Source organism: Burkholderia sp. Bp9004 (genome assembly GCF_003858025.1).
Classification (GTDB): Bacteria; Pseudomonadota; Gammaproteobacteria; order Burkholderiales; family Burkholderiaceae; genus Burkholderia; species Burkholderia diffusa.
This window is the reverse complement of the sequence record NZ_QTQD01000011.1, coordinates 22,999-38,686: the sequence shown is the minus strand read 5'-3', so window position 1 is coordinate 38,686 and position 15,688 is coordinate 22,999. Positions and strand designations below refer to the sequence as shown.

Sequence of the window (15,688 nt, the reverse complement as noted above, 5' to 3'; positions counted from 1 at the left end):
GATCAGTCGTCGTCGGCCGGATCAAGCCCTGGAAACAACACTTCGGTGAAGCCAAAGCGCGTGAAGTCGGTGATCCGCATCGGATACAGCTTGCCGATCAGGTGATCGTATTCGTGCTGGACGACCCGCGCGTGGAAGCCTTCGGCGACACGGTCGAGCTTCGCGCCGAACTGGTCGAAGCCGCTGTAGCGCACCTTCGCATAGCGGCTGACGACGCCACGCATGCCCGGCACCGACAGGCAGCCCTCCCAGCCCTCCTCCATGTCCGGCGGCACGTACTCGAGCTTCGGGTTGATCAGCACCGTCTCGGGCACGGGCGGCGCGTCCGGATAACGGTTGTTGCTGCCGAAGCCGAAGATGATGATCTGCAGACCGACGCCGATTTGCGGCGCGGCAAGCCCTGCGCCGTTCGCGTGATGCATCGTCTCGAACATGTCCGCGACGATCTCGTGCAGTTCGGGGGTATCGAACCGCTCGACCGGCTTGGCGACTTCGAGCAGGCGCGGATCGCCCATCTTCAGGATCTCGCGAATCATGGCGTGTTGCCCTCCAGGAGTTGGTGCAGTCCGTCTTCGTCCAGCACGGGGATGCCGAGTTCCTCGGCCTTCGCGAGCTTGCTGCCGGCTTCGGCGCCCGCGACCACGTAATCCGTCTTCTTCGACACCGAGCCCGCGACTTTCGCGCCCGCCGCTTCGAGCATCTCCTTCGCGGCGTCGCGCGTGAGCGTCGGCAGCGTGCCCGTCAGCACGACCGTCTTGCCGGCGAGCACGCCCTGCGGCGCCTTCGGCGCGGGCGGGCCTTCGGGCCACGTGACCTTGCCGGGCGCACGCAACTGCTCGATCACCGTGCGGTTGTGCTCTTCCGCAAAGAACTGGTGAATCGACTCGGCCACGATCGGTCCGACGTCGTTCACTTCGAGCAGCTCCTCGATCGACGCGTCCATGATCGGAGTCAGCGACCCGAAATGCTTCGCGAGGTCCTTCGCGGTCGATTCGCCGACATGGCGGATCCCGAGCCCGTAGATGAAGCGCGCGAGCGTCGTATGCTTCGCCTTTTCGAGCGAGTCGAGTAGATTCTGTGCGGACTTCTCGGCGAACCGGTCGAGTTCCGCGAGCGTCGCGAAACCGAGATTGAACAGGTCGGCCGGCGTGCGCACGAGGTTCAGTTCGACGAGCTGATCGATGATCTTCTCGCCCAGCCCGTCGATGTCGAGCGCGCGGCGCTGCGCGAAGTGCCACAGCGCCTGCTTGCGCTGCGCCGGACAGAACAGGCCGCCCGTGCAGCGCGCGATCGCCTCATCGGGCAGGCGTTCGATCTTCGAGCCGCACACCGGGCACTCGGTCGGCATCACGAACTCGGTCGCATCGGCTGGCCGTCGGTCGAGCAGCGCACCGACGACTTCGGGGATCACGTCGCCCGCGCGCCGCACGATCACGGTATCGCCGATCCGGATGTCCTTGCGGCGCACTTCGTCCTCGTTGTGCAGCGTCGCGTTCGTTACCGTCGCGCCGCCGACGAACACCGGTTCGAGCCGTGCGACCGGCGTGATCGCGCCCGTGCGGCCGACCTGCACGTCGATCGCGACGAGCTTCGTCAACGCTTCCTGCGCGGGGAACTTGTGCGCGAGCGCGAAGCGCGGCGCGCGCGACACGAAGCCGAGGCGGTCCTGCTCGTCGCGCCGGTTGACCTTGTAGACGACGCCGTCGATGTCGTACGGCAGCGACTCGCGCTTCTCGCCGACCTTGCGGAAGAAATCGAGCAGGCCGTCAGCGCCGCGCACGACCGCGCGTTCGCGGTTCACCGGCAGGCCGAGCGTTTCGTACCAGTCGAGCAGCGCGCTGTGCGTGTCCGGCATCGGCATCCCGTCGAGCACGCCGATCCCGTACGAGAAGAACGACAACGGGCGCTGCGCGGTGATCTTCGGATCGAGCTGGCGCAGGCTGCCGGCCGCCGCATTGCGCGGATTCGCGAATTCGCGCTGCTCGGCAGCGCGCTGGCGTTCGTTCAGGCGTGCGAAATCGCGCTTGAACATCAGCACCTCGCCGCGCACGTCGAGCACGGCCGGCACGTGCTTACCCTTCAGCTTCAGCGGGATCGAACGGATCGTGCGGACGTTCTCCGTCACGTCCTCGCCGGTCGTGCCGTCGCCGCGGGTCGATGCCTGCATGAACACGCCGTGCTCGTAGCGCAACGAGATCGCGAGCCCGTCGAACTTCAGCTCGCATGCGTATTCCACCGGGTCCGTCACCGAGCCAGCGAGATCGGTCGTCTTGTCGAGCGCATCGGCGACGCGCTTGTCGAACGCGACGATGTCCTCGTCGGCGAAGCCGTTGTTCAACGACAGCATCGGCGCGTCATGGACGACCGGCGTGAAGCCGCTCGCCACTTCGCCGCCGACGCGCTGCGTCGGTGAATCGGGCGTCACGAGTTCGGGATGTTCGGTTTCGAGCTGCTTCAGCTCGCCAAAGAGCCGGTCGTATTCGGCGTCGGGCAGATCCGGCTGGTCGAGCACGTAATAGGCGTAATTCGCCCGCTCGAGTTGATCGCGCAGCCACGCGGCACGCGCGTCGGGCTGGCTGGCTGGCGGTTCGGCTTGGGTTCGGGCCATGCTGGCGGCAATTCGCTCTGAAAAATCGGATGTTCGATTATCTCAGTTTGACGCCGCGGCGGGGGGCACGCGATGCGTGCCGCGCAGGCCCGCTGCAGTCCACGCAGACGGTGTGTGCGGCGCTGCAACGACAACGGGCGACGGCACCGCAAGCCGTCGCCCGTGAAACGCGTTACTGGCTGAAGAGGCGGCGCGTGACCGGCGAACCGGCCGGGATGCCCGCTTCTTCGAGCTTCGCGTACAGCTTCATGAGTTGCTGGTCGATCGCCACCAGCGTCGATTCCGGCAGCGGCCGGCGCGAATCGTCGACGACCCGCGCACCGATCCGCTCGGACAGCGACTTCGCGTAGTCGCACATCAGCCGGAACGGCAGGATGTCCTCTTCGGCAACCGGCACGTCGAGCACCAGCGTAATCATGTTGCCGCCCTTGTAGGTCAGGTCGTCGCGCAGGAAGTTCGTGTCGCCGAACTGCAGCATGAACACGGGGTTCTGCTTCGCGTCGAGCTTCACGAAGCGCGTGCCGTCACGCGAGAGCAGCAGCCCGTCTTGCGAAGCGACGGCCTGCACGTAGTTCGCCGACCACGGCGCGCCGTCCGACATCACGTTGATCGACAACTGCGCGTCGCACTGCGCGGCAAAGCCGTCGAGTTCGCGCGCCATCGCGACCGTCTCCATCATGTCCGGGAATTCCGGTGCGCCGTCGATCGCGTCGGCGAACTGCTGGACGCCCGTCACGAATTCGGAGAATTCGAGTTCGTTGAGCGCGCCGCTACGGTTCGCGAGCTGCGCGGCCGCGCGCAGCTCTTCATAGCGCACGCCGTTCTGCAGCAGCTCCCACTGGCCGCCTTCCGGCTTGCCTTCGATATGCACGGGCTTGCTGCCCGCGCGGCGCAGCCGCTGCGCGACCGGCAGGATCTTGTCGCCCGGCAGCGGCGCGCCGAGGCGAATCGGCACGATGCAGTCGATCCGGCGGTCGACGATCGCCGGCGGTGCCGACGAAATCGTCGTCGCGGCCGGCAGCACGGGTTCAACCGGTTCGTTCGACGCATCGGCGGCCGGTGCTTCCTGCGTGGCGGCGACCGCACCTTCGTCGACGGCCTGCTCGGCCGACTCGGTCGACGCCGACGGCGCGTCGACCCCGGTGGCCTCGGCCTGCAGATCGGCCGGTGTGTCGGCAGGCGCCACGCCGCCGAAGGTCGGCTCGACGCGCGCGGCTTCGCCGGACGCGCTCGCGGCAGCGGCGGCCGGTGCCGGCGCCGCGGATTCGCGGCGCACGGGCTGGCGCACCGGCTCGATGAACGGCAGCTCTTCGTCGCGCTCGGGGCGATTCATCGCCTCGGCCGTCTCTTCCGGCATCGGGCGAGGCATCCTGCGCCGCACCTTCGCGCTCTGCCAGGCGTTGTAGACCACGACGCCGCCCACCACGACGGCGCCCGCGCCGATCAATCCGAGTGTCAACTCGTCCATGCACGCTCCATCAGCAATTCTTGTTCGTCGGACTCGCGAACGGGCGCCCATGCGCCACGCGAACGCGGTCCGGTTTCGTCAAACGTCAATTCTGGGCAAAACCCGCAGCGGTTTCCATGTCCACCGCAACGATCCGCGACACGCCCTGCTCCTGCATCGTCACGCCGATCAGCTGCTGCGCCATCTCCATCGCGATCTTGTTGTGCGAGATGAAGAGGAACTGCGTCTTGTCGGACATCGCGCGCACCAGATTCGCGAAACGCTCGGTGTTCGCGTCGTCGAGCGGCGCGTCGACCTCGTCGAGCAGACAGAACGGCGCCGGGTTCAGCTGGAACATCGCGAACACCAGCGCGGTCGCGGTCAGCGCCTTTTCGCCGCCCGACAGCAGGTGGATGGTCGCGTTCTTCTTGCCCGGCGGCTGCGCCATCACCTGCACGCCCGCATCGAGGATCTCGTCGCCCGTCATGATCAGCTTCGCCTGGCCGCCGCCGAACAGGCGCGGGAACAGGTCGCTGAAGTGACGGTTGACCTCGTCGAAGGTGCCCTGCAGCAGCGTGCGGGTTTCCTGGTCGATCTTGTGGATCGCATCCTCGAGCGTCGTGATCGCGTCGGTCAGGTCGGCCGACTGCGCATCGAGGAACACCTTGCGCTCGCTCGCGGCCTTCAGCTCGTCGAGCGCGGCCATGTTGACCGGACCCAGCGCGTTGATCGCGTTGTTCAGGCGCGTGACCTCGCCCTGCAGATACGACGGCTTCAGGTCCGGCGTCAGCTTCTCGCGCAGCGCTTCCTCGTCGACCTCGGCCGCCGCGAGCTGCTCGGCGAACTGCTCGACGGACAGGCGCGCGGCCTGCTCCTTCAGCTGCAGCTCGGTGATGCGGTCCCGCAGCGGCTGCAGCGAACGCTCGGCGACGAGACGCTGCTCGTCCGAGGCGCGCAGCTTTGCCGTCAGGTCGTCGAGTTCGATCCGCGCGGCCTGCAACGCCTCTTCCTTCACCGCGCGAATTTCGAGCGCGTCCTGCAGGCCCGTGTGCGCGGTCTGCTCGTTGATCGTTTCGAGTTCGGCGCGCGCGTCTTCCAGCGACGCGGCGACGCGCTCGCTCTGCTCGTGCGCGACCTGGATGCTGCGCTTGAGCTCGTCGATCCGCGTGACCGCGTTGCGCGCGGCAAAGCGTGCGTCGTTCGCGCCGCGCTCGAGGTCGCGCGCTTCCTGGCGCGCCTGCGTCAGCGATTCGTCGAGCGCCTCGAATGCGAGCTGGTTGTCCTCGAAGCGCGCCTGCAGTTCGGCGAGTTCGCCGTCGAAACGCTCGAAGTTCGCTTCCGATTCCGCGCGCAGCGCGCGCTGCTCGTCGATCTGCGCGCCGATTTCCTCGAGCTCCTCGCGGATCTGCGTGCTGCGCTGCGTGTAGCGCTCATGCGCCTGCGCGAGCTTCAGCACGTCCATCTGCAGTGCGTGCACGCGCTGCGTCGCGCGTTCGGCCTGCGCGCGCACGTCACCGAGCGCCTGCGTGGCCTGCGTATGCGCGGCCTCCGCCCGCACGGCGGCGGTGCGGGCCTCGTCGGCGAGCAGCGCCTGCGCGCGCACCTGGCGCGTCAGGTTCTCGATTTCCTGCTGGCGGGCCAGCATCCCGGCCTGCTCCGAATCAGCCGCGTACAACTGCACGCCGACACGCGTGACGATGTGGCCGGCCTTGACGACGAACGCGCCGCCGGCCGGCAGTTGCGCGCGCGTCGCGAGCGCCTGCGCGACGTCGTCGGCGACGTACACGTTGCCGAGCCAGTCGTTCAGCACCGCACGGATGCCCGCATCGTCGATGCGCACGAGCGACAGCACCGGGCGCAGCCCGGCCGCGGCGACCGGCGGCTCACCTGCCGCGGGCGGCGCGTAGAACGCGAGCTTCGCGGGCGGCGCATCCGTCGCGAACGCCTTCACCCAGTCGAGATTCGACACTTCGAGCGCCGCCAGGCGCTCGCGCAGCACGGCCTCGAGCGCGGCTTCCCAGCCAGCCTCGACGTGCAGCTTCTTCCAGAGACGCGGCAGCGCGCCGAGCTCGTGCTTGTCGAGCCACGGCTGGATCTTGCCTTCGGTCTGCACGTTCTCCTGCAGCTGCTTGAGCGCGGCGAGCCTCGCCTCGAGCTGGTGGATCTGCGCGCTTTCGGCCTGCACGCGCTCCTGCGCGGCACGGCGGTCGCCGTCGAGGCGCGGCAGCGCGTCCTGCGCATCGGTCAGGCGTGCCTGGGCTTCCGCGAGAATCTCTTCCTGCTCGGCGAGCTGCATGCGCAACTCCTCGAGCTGCGCTTCGTCCGGCGCGTCGAGCCCGCCCGCCTCGGACTTCAGGCGCTCATGGCGCTGCTGAAGCTGCTGGAGCTGCTGGTCGGCATTGCGCTGGTGCGCGGCCTCGAGCTTCAGCGACTGTTCGGTCTGCGCGATCCGCGCGCGCTCGTCGTTGAGCTGCGCCTGCGCATCACGCCATTTCGCCTCGAGCGCCGGCAGCGCGTCGTGCTTCGCGGCCGCGTTGTCTTCAGCGAGCGCGGCCTTCTCGTCGGCCATCGCCCGCGCCTCTTCGGCTTCCTCGAGCTCGTCCTGCGCCTTCTCGGCCTGCGCGCGCCATTGCTCGCGCTGCGCGTTCAGCGCGGCGATCTGCGCCTGCACGCGGTTGCGCGATTCGACGATGAACTTGATCTCGGCCTCGAGGCGGCTCACTTCGGCGTTCGCCTCGTAGAGCGCGCCCTGCGCGCCCTGCATCGCGTCGCTCGCCGAATAATGCGCGACCCGCAACGTCTCGAGCTGCGACTCGACCTCGCGCAGCTTCGCCGTCTGCGCCTCGAGGTCGATCTGCGCCTGCTCGATCGCGCGCTGCTGCTTCTGCTGCTCGCTCGCGGCCTCGTTCTTGCGCAGCAGCCACAACAGGCGCTGCTTCTCCTCGCCGTCGGCGACGAGTTCCTTGTATTTGGTCGCGACGACGGCCTGCGCCTCGAGTTTCTCGAGGTTGGCGCCGAGCTCGCGGACGATGTCCTCGACGCGCGTCAGGTTCTCGCGCGTGTCGTGCAGGCGGTTCTCGGTCTCGCGGCGGCGCTCCTTGTACTTCGACACGCCCGCGGCTTCCTCGAGGAACACGCGCAACTCTTCCGGCTTCGCCTCGATGATCCGCGCGATCATGCCCTGGCCGATGATCGCGTACGCGCGTGGGCCGAGGCCCGTGCCGAGGAAGATGTCCTGGATGTCGCGGCGGCGCGCCGGCAGGTTGTTGATGTAGTAGCTCGACGTGCCGTCGCGCGTCAGCACGCGCTTCACGGCGATCTCGCCGTACTGGCCCCACTGCCCGGCCGCGCGGCCGTCGGAGTTGTCGAAGATCAGTTCGACGCTGGCCCGGCTGCCGGGCTTGCGTGCGGTCGAGCCGTTGAAGATCACGTCCTGCATCGACTCGCCGCGCAGCTCGGACGCGCGCGACTCGCCGAGCACCCAGCGCACGGCATCGATGATGTTGGACTTGCCGCACCCGTTCGGGCCCACCACGCCGACAAGCTGGCCCGGAACCTGGAAATGCGTGGGATCGACAAAGGATTTGAAGCCAGCGAGTTTGATCGAGCTCAGACGCACGGCGGTATCGGATGTGAAGAAGGTGTGAAACGGACGGGGCCGCGACGCGCGGGGCCGGACGGCCCGTGCGCGCGATGCGCCCCGGAATTCAAAAGCGGGGCCGCGCGCATCCAGCGTTGGGCCCCGCAAACGGCTTCCATCATACCATCGCGCGTGCGCCGTCCCGCCCGTCGCCGGGTTTGCCCGACGCCGGCGCGGCACGATGGACCCGGCTCGACAGCAGCGTCGCCAGCACGATGCACGCACCGCCCGCCCACTCGCGCGCCGTCGGCAGTTCGTTCGCGAACACCCACGCGGACAGCGCGGTGATCACGATCTCGAACAGCATGATGATCGACGCGCGATTCGCCGGCACGCGCGCGAGGCCATATTGCACGAGCAGGTTGTTCGCCGCCATCGTCACGCCGATCGCGGCGACGATCAGCGCGGCAACGCCGAGCTGGCCGCCCGCAGGCGCGGCCGGCAGCCCCTCGAACAGCGATGCGATCGCGCCGAACACCGCTGCGCCGCCGAACAGCGTCGCCGTGCGCATTTCGGCGCGCATGTCCGGCAGCTCGCGGCTCGCCTTGATCACGAGCACGTTGCTCATCGCGAAACTCAGGCCGGCCGCGAGCCCCGCCCATTCGGCCGGATTGGCCGGCAGCGGCATGCCGAGGTTCGGCGACCACAGCATCAGCATAGCGCCGCCGATCGACAGCGCCGCGAGCCCCACGCCGGCCCAGGTCAGCCGCTCGCGCAGCAGGAAGTGCGCGTAGATCGCGGTCCAGGCGGGCGTCAGGTAGAACAGCAGCATCACGCGCAGCACTTCACCGTGGATCGTGCCCCACACGAAGCCGAGGTTCGTCACGCCCGCCGTGATCGCGATGCCTGGCAGCACCCAGTGCCAGCGCAGCGTCGCGATCGTGCGGTGCCGCACGACAACCACGAACAGGAAAGCGACCGCGCTCGTCAGCGCGCTCGCCAGCGTGCCGGTGAGCCCGAGCGACGCGAGGATCCGCAGCGGATACCAGATCAGGCCCCATACCGACGCGCCGATCAGGATGGCCAGCGTCGGCAGGCTGCCGCGTACCGCGTTACTCATTGTTCGATACCCTTTATTCGACCGGCCCGGCCGCCGTTCCGGCGGGCCGTGACCGCATTGCATCACGCTATAATCGTCCGCTGCGACCCGCGCGCCGTAGGCGCCCGCTCGCTGCCGTGCGGCACCCGCGCCGCCCCTTTCGCTCCAACCGGCCGCGATGGCCGCTTCGCCCGTGAACCCTCGACTCGACTCGCTCCAGCCCTATCCCTTCGAAAAGCTGCGCGCCCTGTTCAAGGACGTGACGCCCTCCGCCGGCCTGAAACCGATCAGCTTCGGCATCGGCGAGCCCAAGCACCCGACTCCGGCGCTGATCCGCGACGCCGTGGTTGCTTCACTCGACGGCCTCGCGTCGTATCCGGCCACGGCGGGCTCGGACGCGCTGCGCACGTCGATCGCACACTGGCTGGAACGCCGCTACGGGCTGCCGGCGATCGACCCGGCCACGCAGGTGCTGCCCGTGTCGGGGTCGCGCGAGGCGTTGTTCTCGCTCGCGCAAACGGTGATCGACGCACGCCCGACCACGGACGGCAAGAAGGCGATCGTACTCTGTCCGAATCCGTTCTATCAAATTTACGAAGGCGCGGCGCTGCTGGCCGGTGCCGAACCCTATTTCGCGAACAGCGACCCGGCGCGCAACTTCGCGTGCGACTACGCGGCCGTGCCCGATGAAGTCTGGGCGCGCACTCAGCTGCTGTACGTGTGCTCGCCGGGCAACCCGACGGGTGCCGTGCTGACGCTCGACGACTGGCGCGAGCTGTTCGCGCTGTCCGACCGCCACGGTTTCGTGATTGCGTCCGACGAGTGCTATTCGGAGATCTATTTCGACGAAGCGGCGCCGCCGCTCGGCGGCCTCGAGGCCGCGCACCGTCTCGGTCGCGGCTTCGAGCGGCTCGTGATGCTGTCGAGCCTGTCGAAGCGCTCGAACGTGCCGGGCATGCGCTCCGGCTTCGTCGCCGGCGACGCCGCGCTGCTGAAGAAATTCCTGCTCTACCGCACGTACCACGGCGCCGCGCTGTCGCCGGTCTGGCAGCACGCGAGCATCGCCGCGTGGAACGACGAGGCGCACGTGCGCGAAAACCGCGCGCTGTATTTGCAGAAGTTCAGCACGGTCACGCCGATGCTGGCCGACGTGATCGACGTGAAGCTGCCCGACGCCGCGTTCTACCTGTGGGCCAACGTGTCGCGCACCGGGCTGTCGGACACCGAGTTCGCCCGGCGCCTGTACGCCGACTATAATGTGACGGTTCTGCCCGGCTCATACCTGGCGCGCGATGCGCACGGCACGAATCCGGGCCGCGATTTCATCCGGATCGCGCTCGTCGCGGGCACCCCCGAATGCGTCGAGGGCGCGCAACGCATCGTCGATTTCTGCCGGGCTCTCGCGCGGTAATCGTCCATCCCGATCAATTCCATTCATCTCCTGCGAAAACGAACATGTCGCAACAACTTCAGCAAATCATCGATACCGCCTGGGAAAACCGCGCCGAGCTGTCGCCGAAGGCCGCGCCCGCCGACGTCCGCGAGGCCGTCGCGCACGCGATCGAGCAACTCGACAAGGGTGCGCTGCGCGTCGCCGAGAAGATCGACGGCAACTGGACCGTGCACCAGTGGCTGAAGAAGGCCGTGCTGCTGTCGTTCCGCCTGGAGGACAACGCACCGATGCCGGCCGGCGGCTACTCGCAGTTCTACGACAAGGTGCCGTCGAAGTTCGCGAACTACACGGCCGAAGACTTCGCCGCGGGCGGCTTCCGCGTCGTGCCGCCGGCCATCGCGCGCCGCGGCTCGTTCATCGCGAAGAACGTCGTGCTGATGCCGTCGTACACCAACATCGGCGCGTACGTCGACGAAGGCACGATGGTCGACACGTGGGCCACGGTCGGCTCGTGCGCGCAGATCGGCAAGAACGTGCACCTGTCGGGCGGCGTCGGCATCGGCGGCGTGCTCGAGCCGCTGCAGGCGAACCCCGTCATCATCGAAGACAACTGCTTCATCGGCGCGCGCTCGGAAGTCGTCGAAGGCGTGATCGTCGAGGAAAACTCCGTGATCTCCATGGGCGTGTACCTCGGCCAGAGCACGAAGATCTACGATCGCGAAACGGGTGAAGTCAGCTATGGCCGCATCCCGGCCGGCTCGGTCGTCGTCGCCGGCAACCTGCCGTCGAAGGACGGCTCGCACAGCCTGTACTGCGCGGTGATCGTGAAGAAGGTCGACGCGAAGACTCGCGCCAAGGTCGGCCTGAACGAGCTGCTGCGAGGCGACTGATGGCCAAGCCGCGCACCGTGGTCGTCTACGGCATTCCGAACTGCGACACCGTGAAGAAGGCCCGCGTGTGGCTCGACGATCACGGCGTCGAGTTCGAGTTCCACGACTTCAAGAAGCTCGGCGTCAGCGCACCGCTCGTCGAGGACTGGCTGAAGGACGTGTCGCTCGACGCGCTCGTCAACAAGCGCGGCACGACGTGGCGCGGCCTGGACGATGCGATGAAGGCTGCCGCGGAAACGAAGTCCGGCGCGGTTGCGCTGATGATCCACAAGCCGTCGGTCATCAAGCGCCCCGTGCTCGTCGTCAACGGCCGCGTGAAATCGCTCGGTTTCGTGGCCGATCAGTACGCGGCGCTGTTTGCCACCTAGGGCCGCCCGCGCTGCGCCCGCGCCGCGCACGACGTCCCCTCGCTGCCGGCCACCGCGCCGGCATTTTTTATCGAAAGTGGTCCGAACCATGTCCGCCACCCTAGCCCTTACCGAACAGCTGATCGCCCGCGCGTCCGTCACGCCCGACGACCAGCATTGCCAGCAGATCATGACCGAGCGCCTCGCCGCGCTCGGCTTCGAATGCGAGACCATCGCGTCGCACGGCGTGACCAACCTGTGGGCCGTCAAGCGCGGCACCGACGGCCGCGACGGCAAGCTGCTCGCGTTCGCGGGCCACACCGACGTCGTGCCGACCGGCCCGCTCGAGCAGTGGACCTCGCCGCCGTTTATTCCCGCACATCGCGACGGCAAGCTGTACGGCCGCGGCGCGGCCGACATGAAGACGTCGCTCGCGGCGTTCGTCGTCGCCTCCGAGGAATTCGTCGCGGCCCACCCCGGCCATCGCGGCGCGATCGCGTTCCTGATCACGAGCGACGAGGAAGGCCCGGCCACCGACGGCACCGTGAAGGTCGTCGAGCTGCTCGAAGCACGCGGCGAACGCCTCGACTACTGCATCGTCGGCGAGCCGACGTCGACCGCCGAACTCGGCGACGTCGTGAAGAACGGCCGACGCGGCTCGATGTCGGGCGAACTGATCGTCAAGGGCGTGCAGGGCCACATCGCATACCCGCACCTCGCGAAGAACCCGATCCACCTGCTCGCGCCGGCGCTCGCCGAGCTCGCCGCCGAACAGTGGGACGAAGGCAATGAATACTTCCCGCCGACCACCTGGCAGGTGTCGAACCTGCATGCAGGCACCGGCGCAACCAACGTGATTCCCGGCCACGCGGACCTGATGTTCAACTTCCGCTTTTCGACGGCGAGCACCGTCGAGGGCCTGCAGGCACGCGTGCATGCGATTCTCGACAAGCACGGCCTCGAGTACACGCTGAAGTGGTCGGTGAGCGGCCTGCCGTTCCTCACGCCGCGCGGCGACCTGTCGAACGCGCTGGAGAACGCGATCCGCGCCGAAACCGGCCTCACGACCGAACTGTCGACGACGGGCGGCACGTCCGACGGGCGCTTCATCGCGCGCATCTGCCCGCAGGTGATCGAGTTCGGCCCGCCGAACGGCAGCATCCACAAGATCGACGAACACATCGACGTGCGCTTCGTCGACCCGCTGAAGAACGTGTACCGCCGCGTGCTCGAACAACTGATTGCCTGATGGAGCCTCGCATGACGACACCTTTTGCAACCGTTCGCGACCTGCTGCGCTATGCGGTCACGCGCTTCTCGAAGGCGAAGCTCGCGTTCGGCCACGGCTCGGACAACGCGTACGATGAAGCCGCCTACCTCGTGCTGCACACGCTCGACCTGCCGCTCGACACGCTCGAGCCGTTCCTCGACGCTCGCCTGCTGCCCGACGAAATCGCGGCCGTGCTCGCGGTGATCGAACGACGCGCGACCGATCGCGTGCCGGCCGCGTATCTCACGCATGAAGCGTGGATGCACAGCCACCGCTTTTACGTCGACGAGCGCGTGATCGTGCCGCGCTCGTTCATCGGCGAGCTGCTCGACGACGGGCTGCAGCCGTACGTCGCCGATCCCGAACAGGTCGGCGCGGTGCTCGAGCTGTGCACCGGCTCCGGCTGCCTCGCGATCCTCGCGGCCAGCGCGTTCCCGAATGCCGAGATCGACGCGGTCGACCTGTCCGAGAAGGCACTCGAAGTCGCCGGGATCAACGTGCACGACTACGGCCTCGACGATCGCATCACGCTGCATCACGGCGACCTCTACGCGCCGCTGCCCGCGTTCCGCGCCGAGCGCGACACGCGCTACGACGTGATCCTGACGAATCCGCCGTACGTGAACGCAACCTCGATGGCAGCCCTGCCGCCCGAATACCGGCACGAGCCGGAGATGGCGCTTGCGGGCGGCGACGATGGCATGGACATCGTGCGGCGCATCATCGCCGAAGCGCACAAGTGGCTGCACGACGACGGCGTGCTCGTCGTCGAGATCGGCAACGAGCGCGAGCACGTCGAAGCCGCGTTCGGCGGCCTCGAGCTCACGTGGCTGCCCACCAGCGCGGGCGACGACGCCGTGTTCCTGATCCAGGCGTCGGACCTGCCGCGCAAGGCCTGACGGCACGCCGCGACCGAACCGTGCGGTACGGCACACCGCTGTACCGCACGGTTCGGTAAGATGCGCGTAAGCGGCCGTCGCGCCGCACGACTTCAGGAGTCCGTCACGCGCCCATGACCCTCGACTGGCTACACCTCGGCACCCTGATCCTGGCCATCCATGTGCTCGGGATCATCGCGGCGTGTCACGCGATCTTGAACACGCGCACGTCGCAAGGCGCGATCGCGTGGGCCGTGTCGCTCGCCGCGATGCCGTACCTGACGCTCATCCCCTACCTGTTCCTCGGCCGCAGCAAGTTCTCCGGCTACGTCGACGCGCGGCGACACGAGATGGAAGCGCTGCGCACGCACACGCCGCGCACGCCATGGCACGATGCGGACGCAACCGACGGGCTGGCCGCCGACGCGATCGGCCGGGCTGCCGTGCTCGCGCTCACGCGGCTGGGCGGAATGCCGTTCGTCGGCGGCAATGCGGTGCGCACGCTCGTAAACGGCGACGCAACCTTCTCGGCGATCCTGTCGGCGATCGACGCCGCGCGTGATTATGTGGTCGTGCAGTTCTTCATCGTGCGCGACGACGCGCTCGGCCAGACGTTGCGCGACGCGCTGCTCGCCCGCGCCGCGGCCGGCGTGCGCTGCTACCTGCTGTACGACAGCATCGGCAGCTTCGATCTGCCACACAGCTACGTCGACACGTTGCGCCGCGGCGGCGTCGAGGTCCATCCGTTCGCGACCCACCGCAAGTTCGTCAACCGCTTCCAGCTCAACTTTCGCAACCATCGCAAGATCGTCGTCGTCGACGGCAATCGCGCATTCGTCGGCGGCCTCAACGTCGGCGTCGAATATCTCGGGGCGAACCGGCGCCTGTCGCCTTGGCGCGACACCCATATCGAGATCCGCGGCCCGGTGGTCGCCAGCATTCAGTATGTGTTCGCCGAGGACTGGCACTGGGCCACGCAGACGCTGCCGCCGCTCGCAGCGCCGCCGGAGGCGCTGCCCGACGACGCGATGCATTGCCTCGTCGTGCCGATGGGGCCAGCCGACAAACAGGAAACCGGCTCGCTGTTCTTCGTCGAGGCGATCAACACCGCGCGCGAACGGGTCTGGATCACGACGCCATATCTCGTGCCCGACGAAGCGGTGATCGCCGCGCTGAAGCTCGCGGTGATGCGCGGCGTCGACGTGCGCATCCTGATCCCGTGCCGGCGCGACCACTACGTCGTGTTCGAGGCGTCGAGGCTCTATGCGCGCGATCTCGTCGACGCGGGCGTCAAGGTGTTCCGGTACCGACCCGGCTTCCTGCACCAGAAGGTCGTGCTGATCGACCGCGTCGCCGCCGCGATCGGCAGCGCGAATCTCGACAACCGCTCGTTCCGGCTCAACTTCGAAATCATGGTACTGACCGTCGATCGCACGTTCGCCGACGAGGTCGAGGCGATGCTCGACGCCGATTTCGCGCAGGCCTACGAAGTCGATGCGAACGAGTATCGGCACTCGCCCGCGTGGCGGCGCATCGCGATGCATGTCGCGCGTCTGTTCGCGCCGATCCTGTAGCGGCCGCGCGGGCGCCGGACGTGCACCGCCCGGATGACGGCACATGCTTTCACGGCGTTCGGCTCGGCGCCACGGCCACTGCCCGTTCGGTCCGGACAGCCCGGTCGCCCCTTCACTGCGTTACAACAGCTTGTCGATATCCGCCGCGATTTCCTCCGGCTTCGTCGACGGCGCGTAGCGCTTGACGATCCGCCCGTCACGGTCGATCAGGAATTTCGTGAAATTCCACTTGATCGCCTTGAGGCCAAGGATGCCGGGCGCCTCGTCGGTCAGGTAGCGGTACAGCGGATGCGCGTGGTCGCCCTTCACGTCAATCTTCGCGAACATCGGAAACGTGACGCCGTAGTTGCGCTCGCAGAATGCGCCGATCTGCGCGGCATCGCCCGGCTCCTGCTTGCCGAACTGGTTGCACGGGAAGCCGAGCACGAAGAAACCGCGCGCCGCGTACTGGTCGTACAGCTTCTGCAGACCCGCATACTGCGGCGTGAAACCGCACTCGCTTGCGGTATTGACGATCAGCAGCACCTTGCCGCGGTACGCATCGAGCGACGCCGGTTCACCGGCGAGCGTCTCTGCGCTGAACGAATACAGGGTGGACATCG

The 15,688-nt window shown here is 67.8% G+C and carries 12 protein-coding genes; 6 read left to right on the top strand and 6 right to left on the bottom strand.

Annotated features, from left to right (window positions below; translation table 11 throughout):
- Positions 1–2: 2 nt before the first annotated feature.
- The 5 genes from def to DIE08_RS14555 all read right to left on the bottom strand — a co-directional run bounded on the left by def (position 3) and on the right by DIE08_RS14555 (position 8,755).
- Positions 3–536, bottom strand: coding sequence for a peptide deformylase (gene def, locus DIE08_RS14575; protein WP_059599922.1), 534 nt, complete (start codon positions 534–536; stop codon positions 3–5).
- Positions 533–2,608, bottom strand: a complete 2,076-nt coding sequence (gene ligA / locus DIE08_RS14570; protein ID WP_059599921.1) for an NAD-dependent DNA ligase LigA — start codon at positions 2,606–2,608, stop codon at positions 533–535. The genes def and ligA overlap by 4 nt, the downstream gene beginning before the upstream one ends.
- A 172-nt stretch (positions 2,609–2,780) precedes the next feature.
- The gene (locus tag DIE08_RS14565) at positions 2,781–4,076 is read right to left on the bottom strand and encodes a cell division protein ZipA C-terminal FtsZ-binding domain-containing protein (protein WP_124622436.1); all 1,296 of its coding nucleotides are present in this window, start codon (positions 4,074–4,076) and stop codon (positions 2,781–2,783) included.
- A gap of 85 nt (positions 4,077–4,161) precedes the next feature.
- Positions 4,162–7,674 (bottom strand): chromosome segregation protein SMC, encoded by a 3,513-nt coding sequence (smc, locus tag DIE08_RS14560; protein WP_124902306.1) that lies wholly within the window; start codon positions 7,672–7,674, stop codon positions 4,162–4,164.
- 139 nt (positions 7,675–7,813) lie between these two features.
- Entirely contained in the window at positions 7,814–8,755 is a 942-nt protein-coding gene (locus DIE08_RS14555; RefSeq protein ID WP_124902305.1) for a DMT family transporter, read from the bottom strand.
- A 157-nt stretch (positions 8,756–8,912) separates the two neighbouring features.
- On the opposite strand from DIE08_RS14555, the gene dapC reads away from it, so the two are divergent.
- From dapC to cls, 6 genes are all read left to right on the top strand, one after another.
- Entirely contained in the window at positions 8,913–10,145 is a 1,233-nt protein-coding gene (dapC, locus tag DIE08_RS14550; RefSeq protein ID WP_124902304.1) for a succinyldiaminopimelate transaminase, read from the top strand.
- A 44-nt stretch (positions 10,146–10,189) separates the two neighbouring features.
- Entirely contained in the window at positions 10,190–11,017 is an 828-nt protein-coding gene (gene dapD / locus DIE08_RS14545; protein WP_006478479.1) for a 2,3,4,5-tetrahydropyridine-2,6-dicarboxylate N-succinyltransferase, read from the top strand.
- Positions 11,017–11,385, top strand: a complete 369-nt coding sequence (locus DIE08_RS14540; RefSeq protein ID WP_124902303.1) for an ArsC family reductase — start codon at positions 11,017–11,019, stop codon at positions 11,383–11,385. The genes dapD and DIE08_RS14540 overlap by 1 nt, the downstream gene beginning before the upstream one ends.
- 88 nt (positions 11,386–11,473) lie before the next feature.
- Complete coding sequence (dapE, locus tag DIE08_RS14535) at positions 11,474–12,613, top strand: succinyl-diaminopimelate desuccinylase (protein WP_059529300.1); 1,140 nt, start codon at positions 11,474–11,476, stop codon at positions 12,611–12,613.
- Positions 12,614–12,624: 11 nt separating this feature from the next.
- Positions 12,625–13,533 carry a 50S ribosomal protein L3 N(5)-glutamine methyltransferase gene (gene prmB / locus DIE08_RS14530; RefSeq protein ID WP_124902302.1) on the top strand — a complete coding sequence of 303 codons (909 nt, stop codon included), beginning with the start codon at positions 12,625–12,627 and terminating at the stop codon, positions 13,531–13,533.
- A gap of 113 nt (positions 13,534–13,646) precedes the next feature.
- A complete protein-coding gene (cls, locus tag DIE08_RS14525; RefSeq protein ID WP_124622427.1) occupies positions 13,647–15,086 on the top strand; it encodes a cardiolipin synthase in 1,440 nt (479 codons plus the stop codon).
- Between the two features lie 120 nt (positions 15,087–15,206).
- Here cls and DIE08_RS14520 read toward each other — a convergent pair whose 3' ends face one another.
- A complete protein-coding gene (locus DIE08_RS14520; protein WP_124902301.1) occupies positions 15,207–15,686 on the bottom strand; it encodes a glutathione peroxidase in 480 nt (159 codons plus the stop codon).
- Positions 15,687–15,688 lie beyond the last annotated feature (2 nt).

What these genes read in the sequence shown, in the direction of transcription:
- cls (WP_124622427.1), top strand. Translation starts at nt 13,647, where the DNA reads ATGACCCTCGACTGGCTACACCTCGGCACCCTGATCCTGGCCATCCAT.
- dapC (WP_124902304.1), top strand. Translation starts at nt 8,913, where the DNA reads ATGGCCGCTTCGCCCGTGAACCCTCGACTCGACTCGCTCCAGCCCTAT.
- DIE08_RS14540 (WP_124902303.1), top strand. Translation starts at nt 11,017, where the DNA reads ATGGCCAAGCCGCGCACCGTGGTCGTCTACGGCATTCCGAACTGCGAC.
- DIE08_RS14555 (WP_124902305.1), bottom strand. Translation starts at nt 8,755, where the DNA reads ATGAGTAACGCGGTACGCGGCAGCCTGCCGACGCTGGCCATCCTGATC.
- dapE (WP_059529300.1), top strand. Translation starts at nt 11,474, where the DNA reads ATGTCCGCCACCCTAGCCCTTACCGAACAGCTGATCGCCCGCGCGTCC.
- def (WP_059599922.1), bottom strand. Translation starts at nt 536, where the DNA reads ATGATTCGCGAGATCCTGAAGATGGGCGATCCGCGCCTGCTCGAAGTC.
- prmB (WP_124902302.1), top strand. Translation starts at nt 12,625, where the DNA reads ATGACGACACCTTTTGCAACCGTTCGCGACCTGCTGCGCTATGCGGTC.
- DIE08_RS14565 (WP_124622436.1), bottom strand. Translation starts at nt 4,076, where the DNA reads ATGGACGAGTTGACACTCGGATTGATCGGCGCGGGCGCCGTCGTGGTG.
- DIE08_RS14520 (WP_124902301.1), bottom strand. Translation starts at nt 15,686, where the DNA reads ATGTCCACCCTGTATTCGTTCAGCGCAGAGACGCTCGCCGGTGAACCG.
- ligA (WP_059599921.1), bottom strand. Translation starts at nt 2,608, where the DNA reads ATGGCCCGAACCCAAGCCGAACCGCCAGCCAGCCAGCCCGACGCGCGT.
- dapD (WP_006478479.1), top strand. Translation starts at nt 10,190, where the DNA reads ATGTCGCAACAACTTCAGCAAATCATCGATACCGCCTGGGAAAACCGC.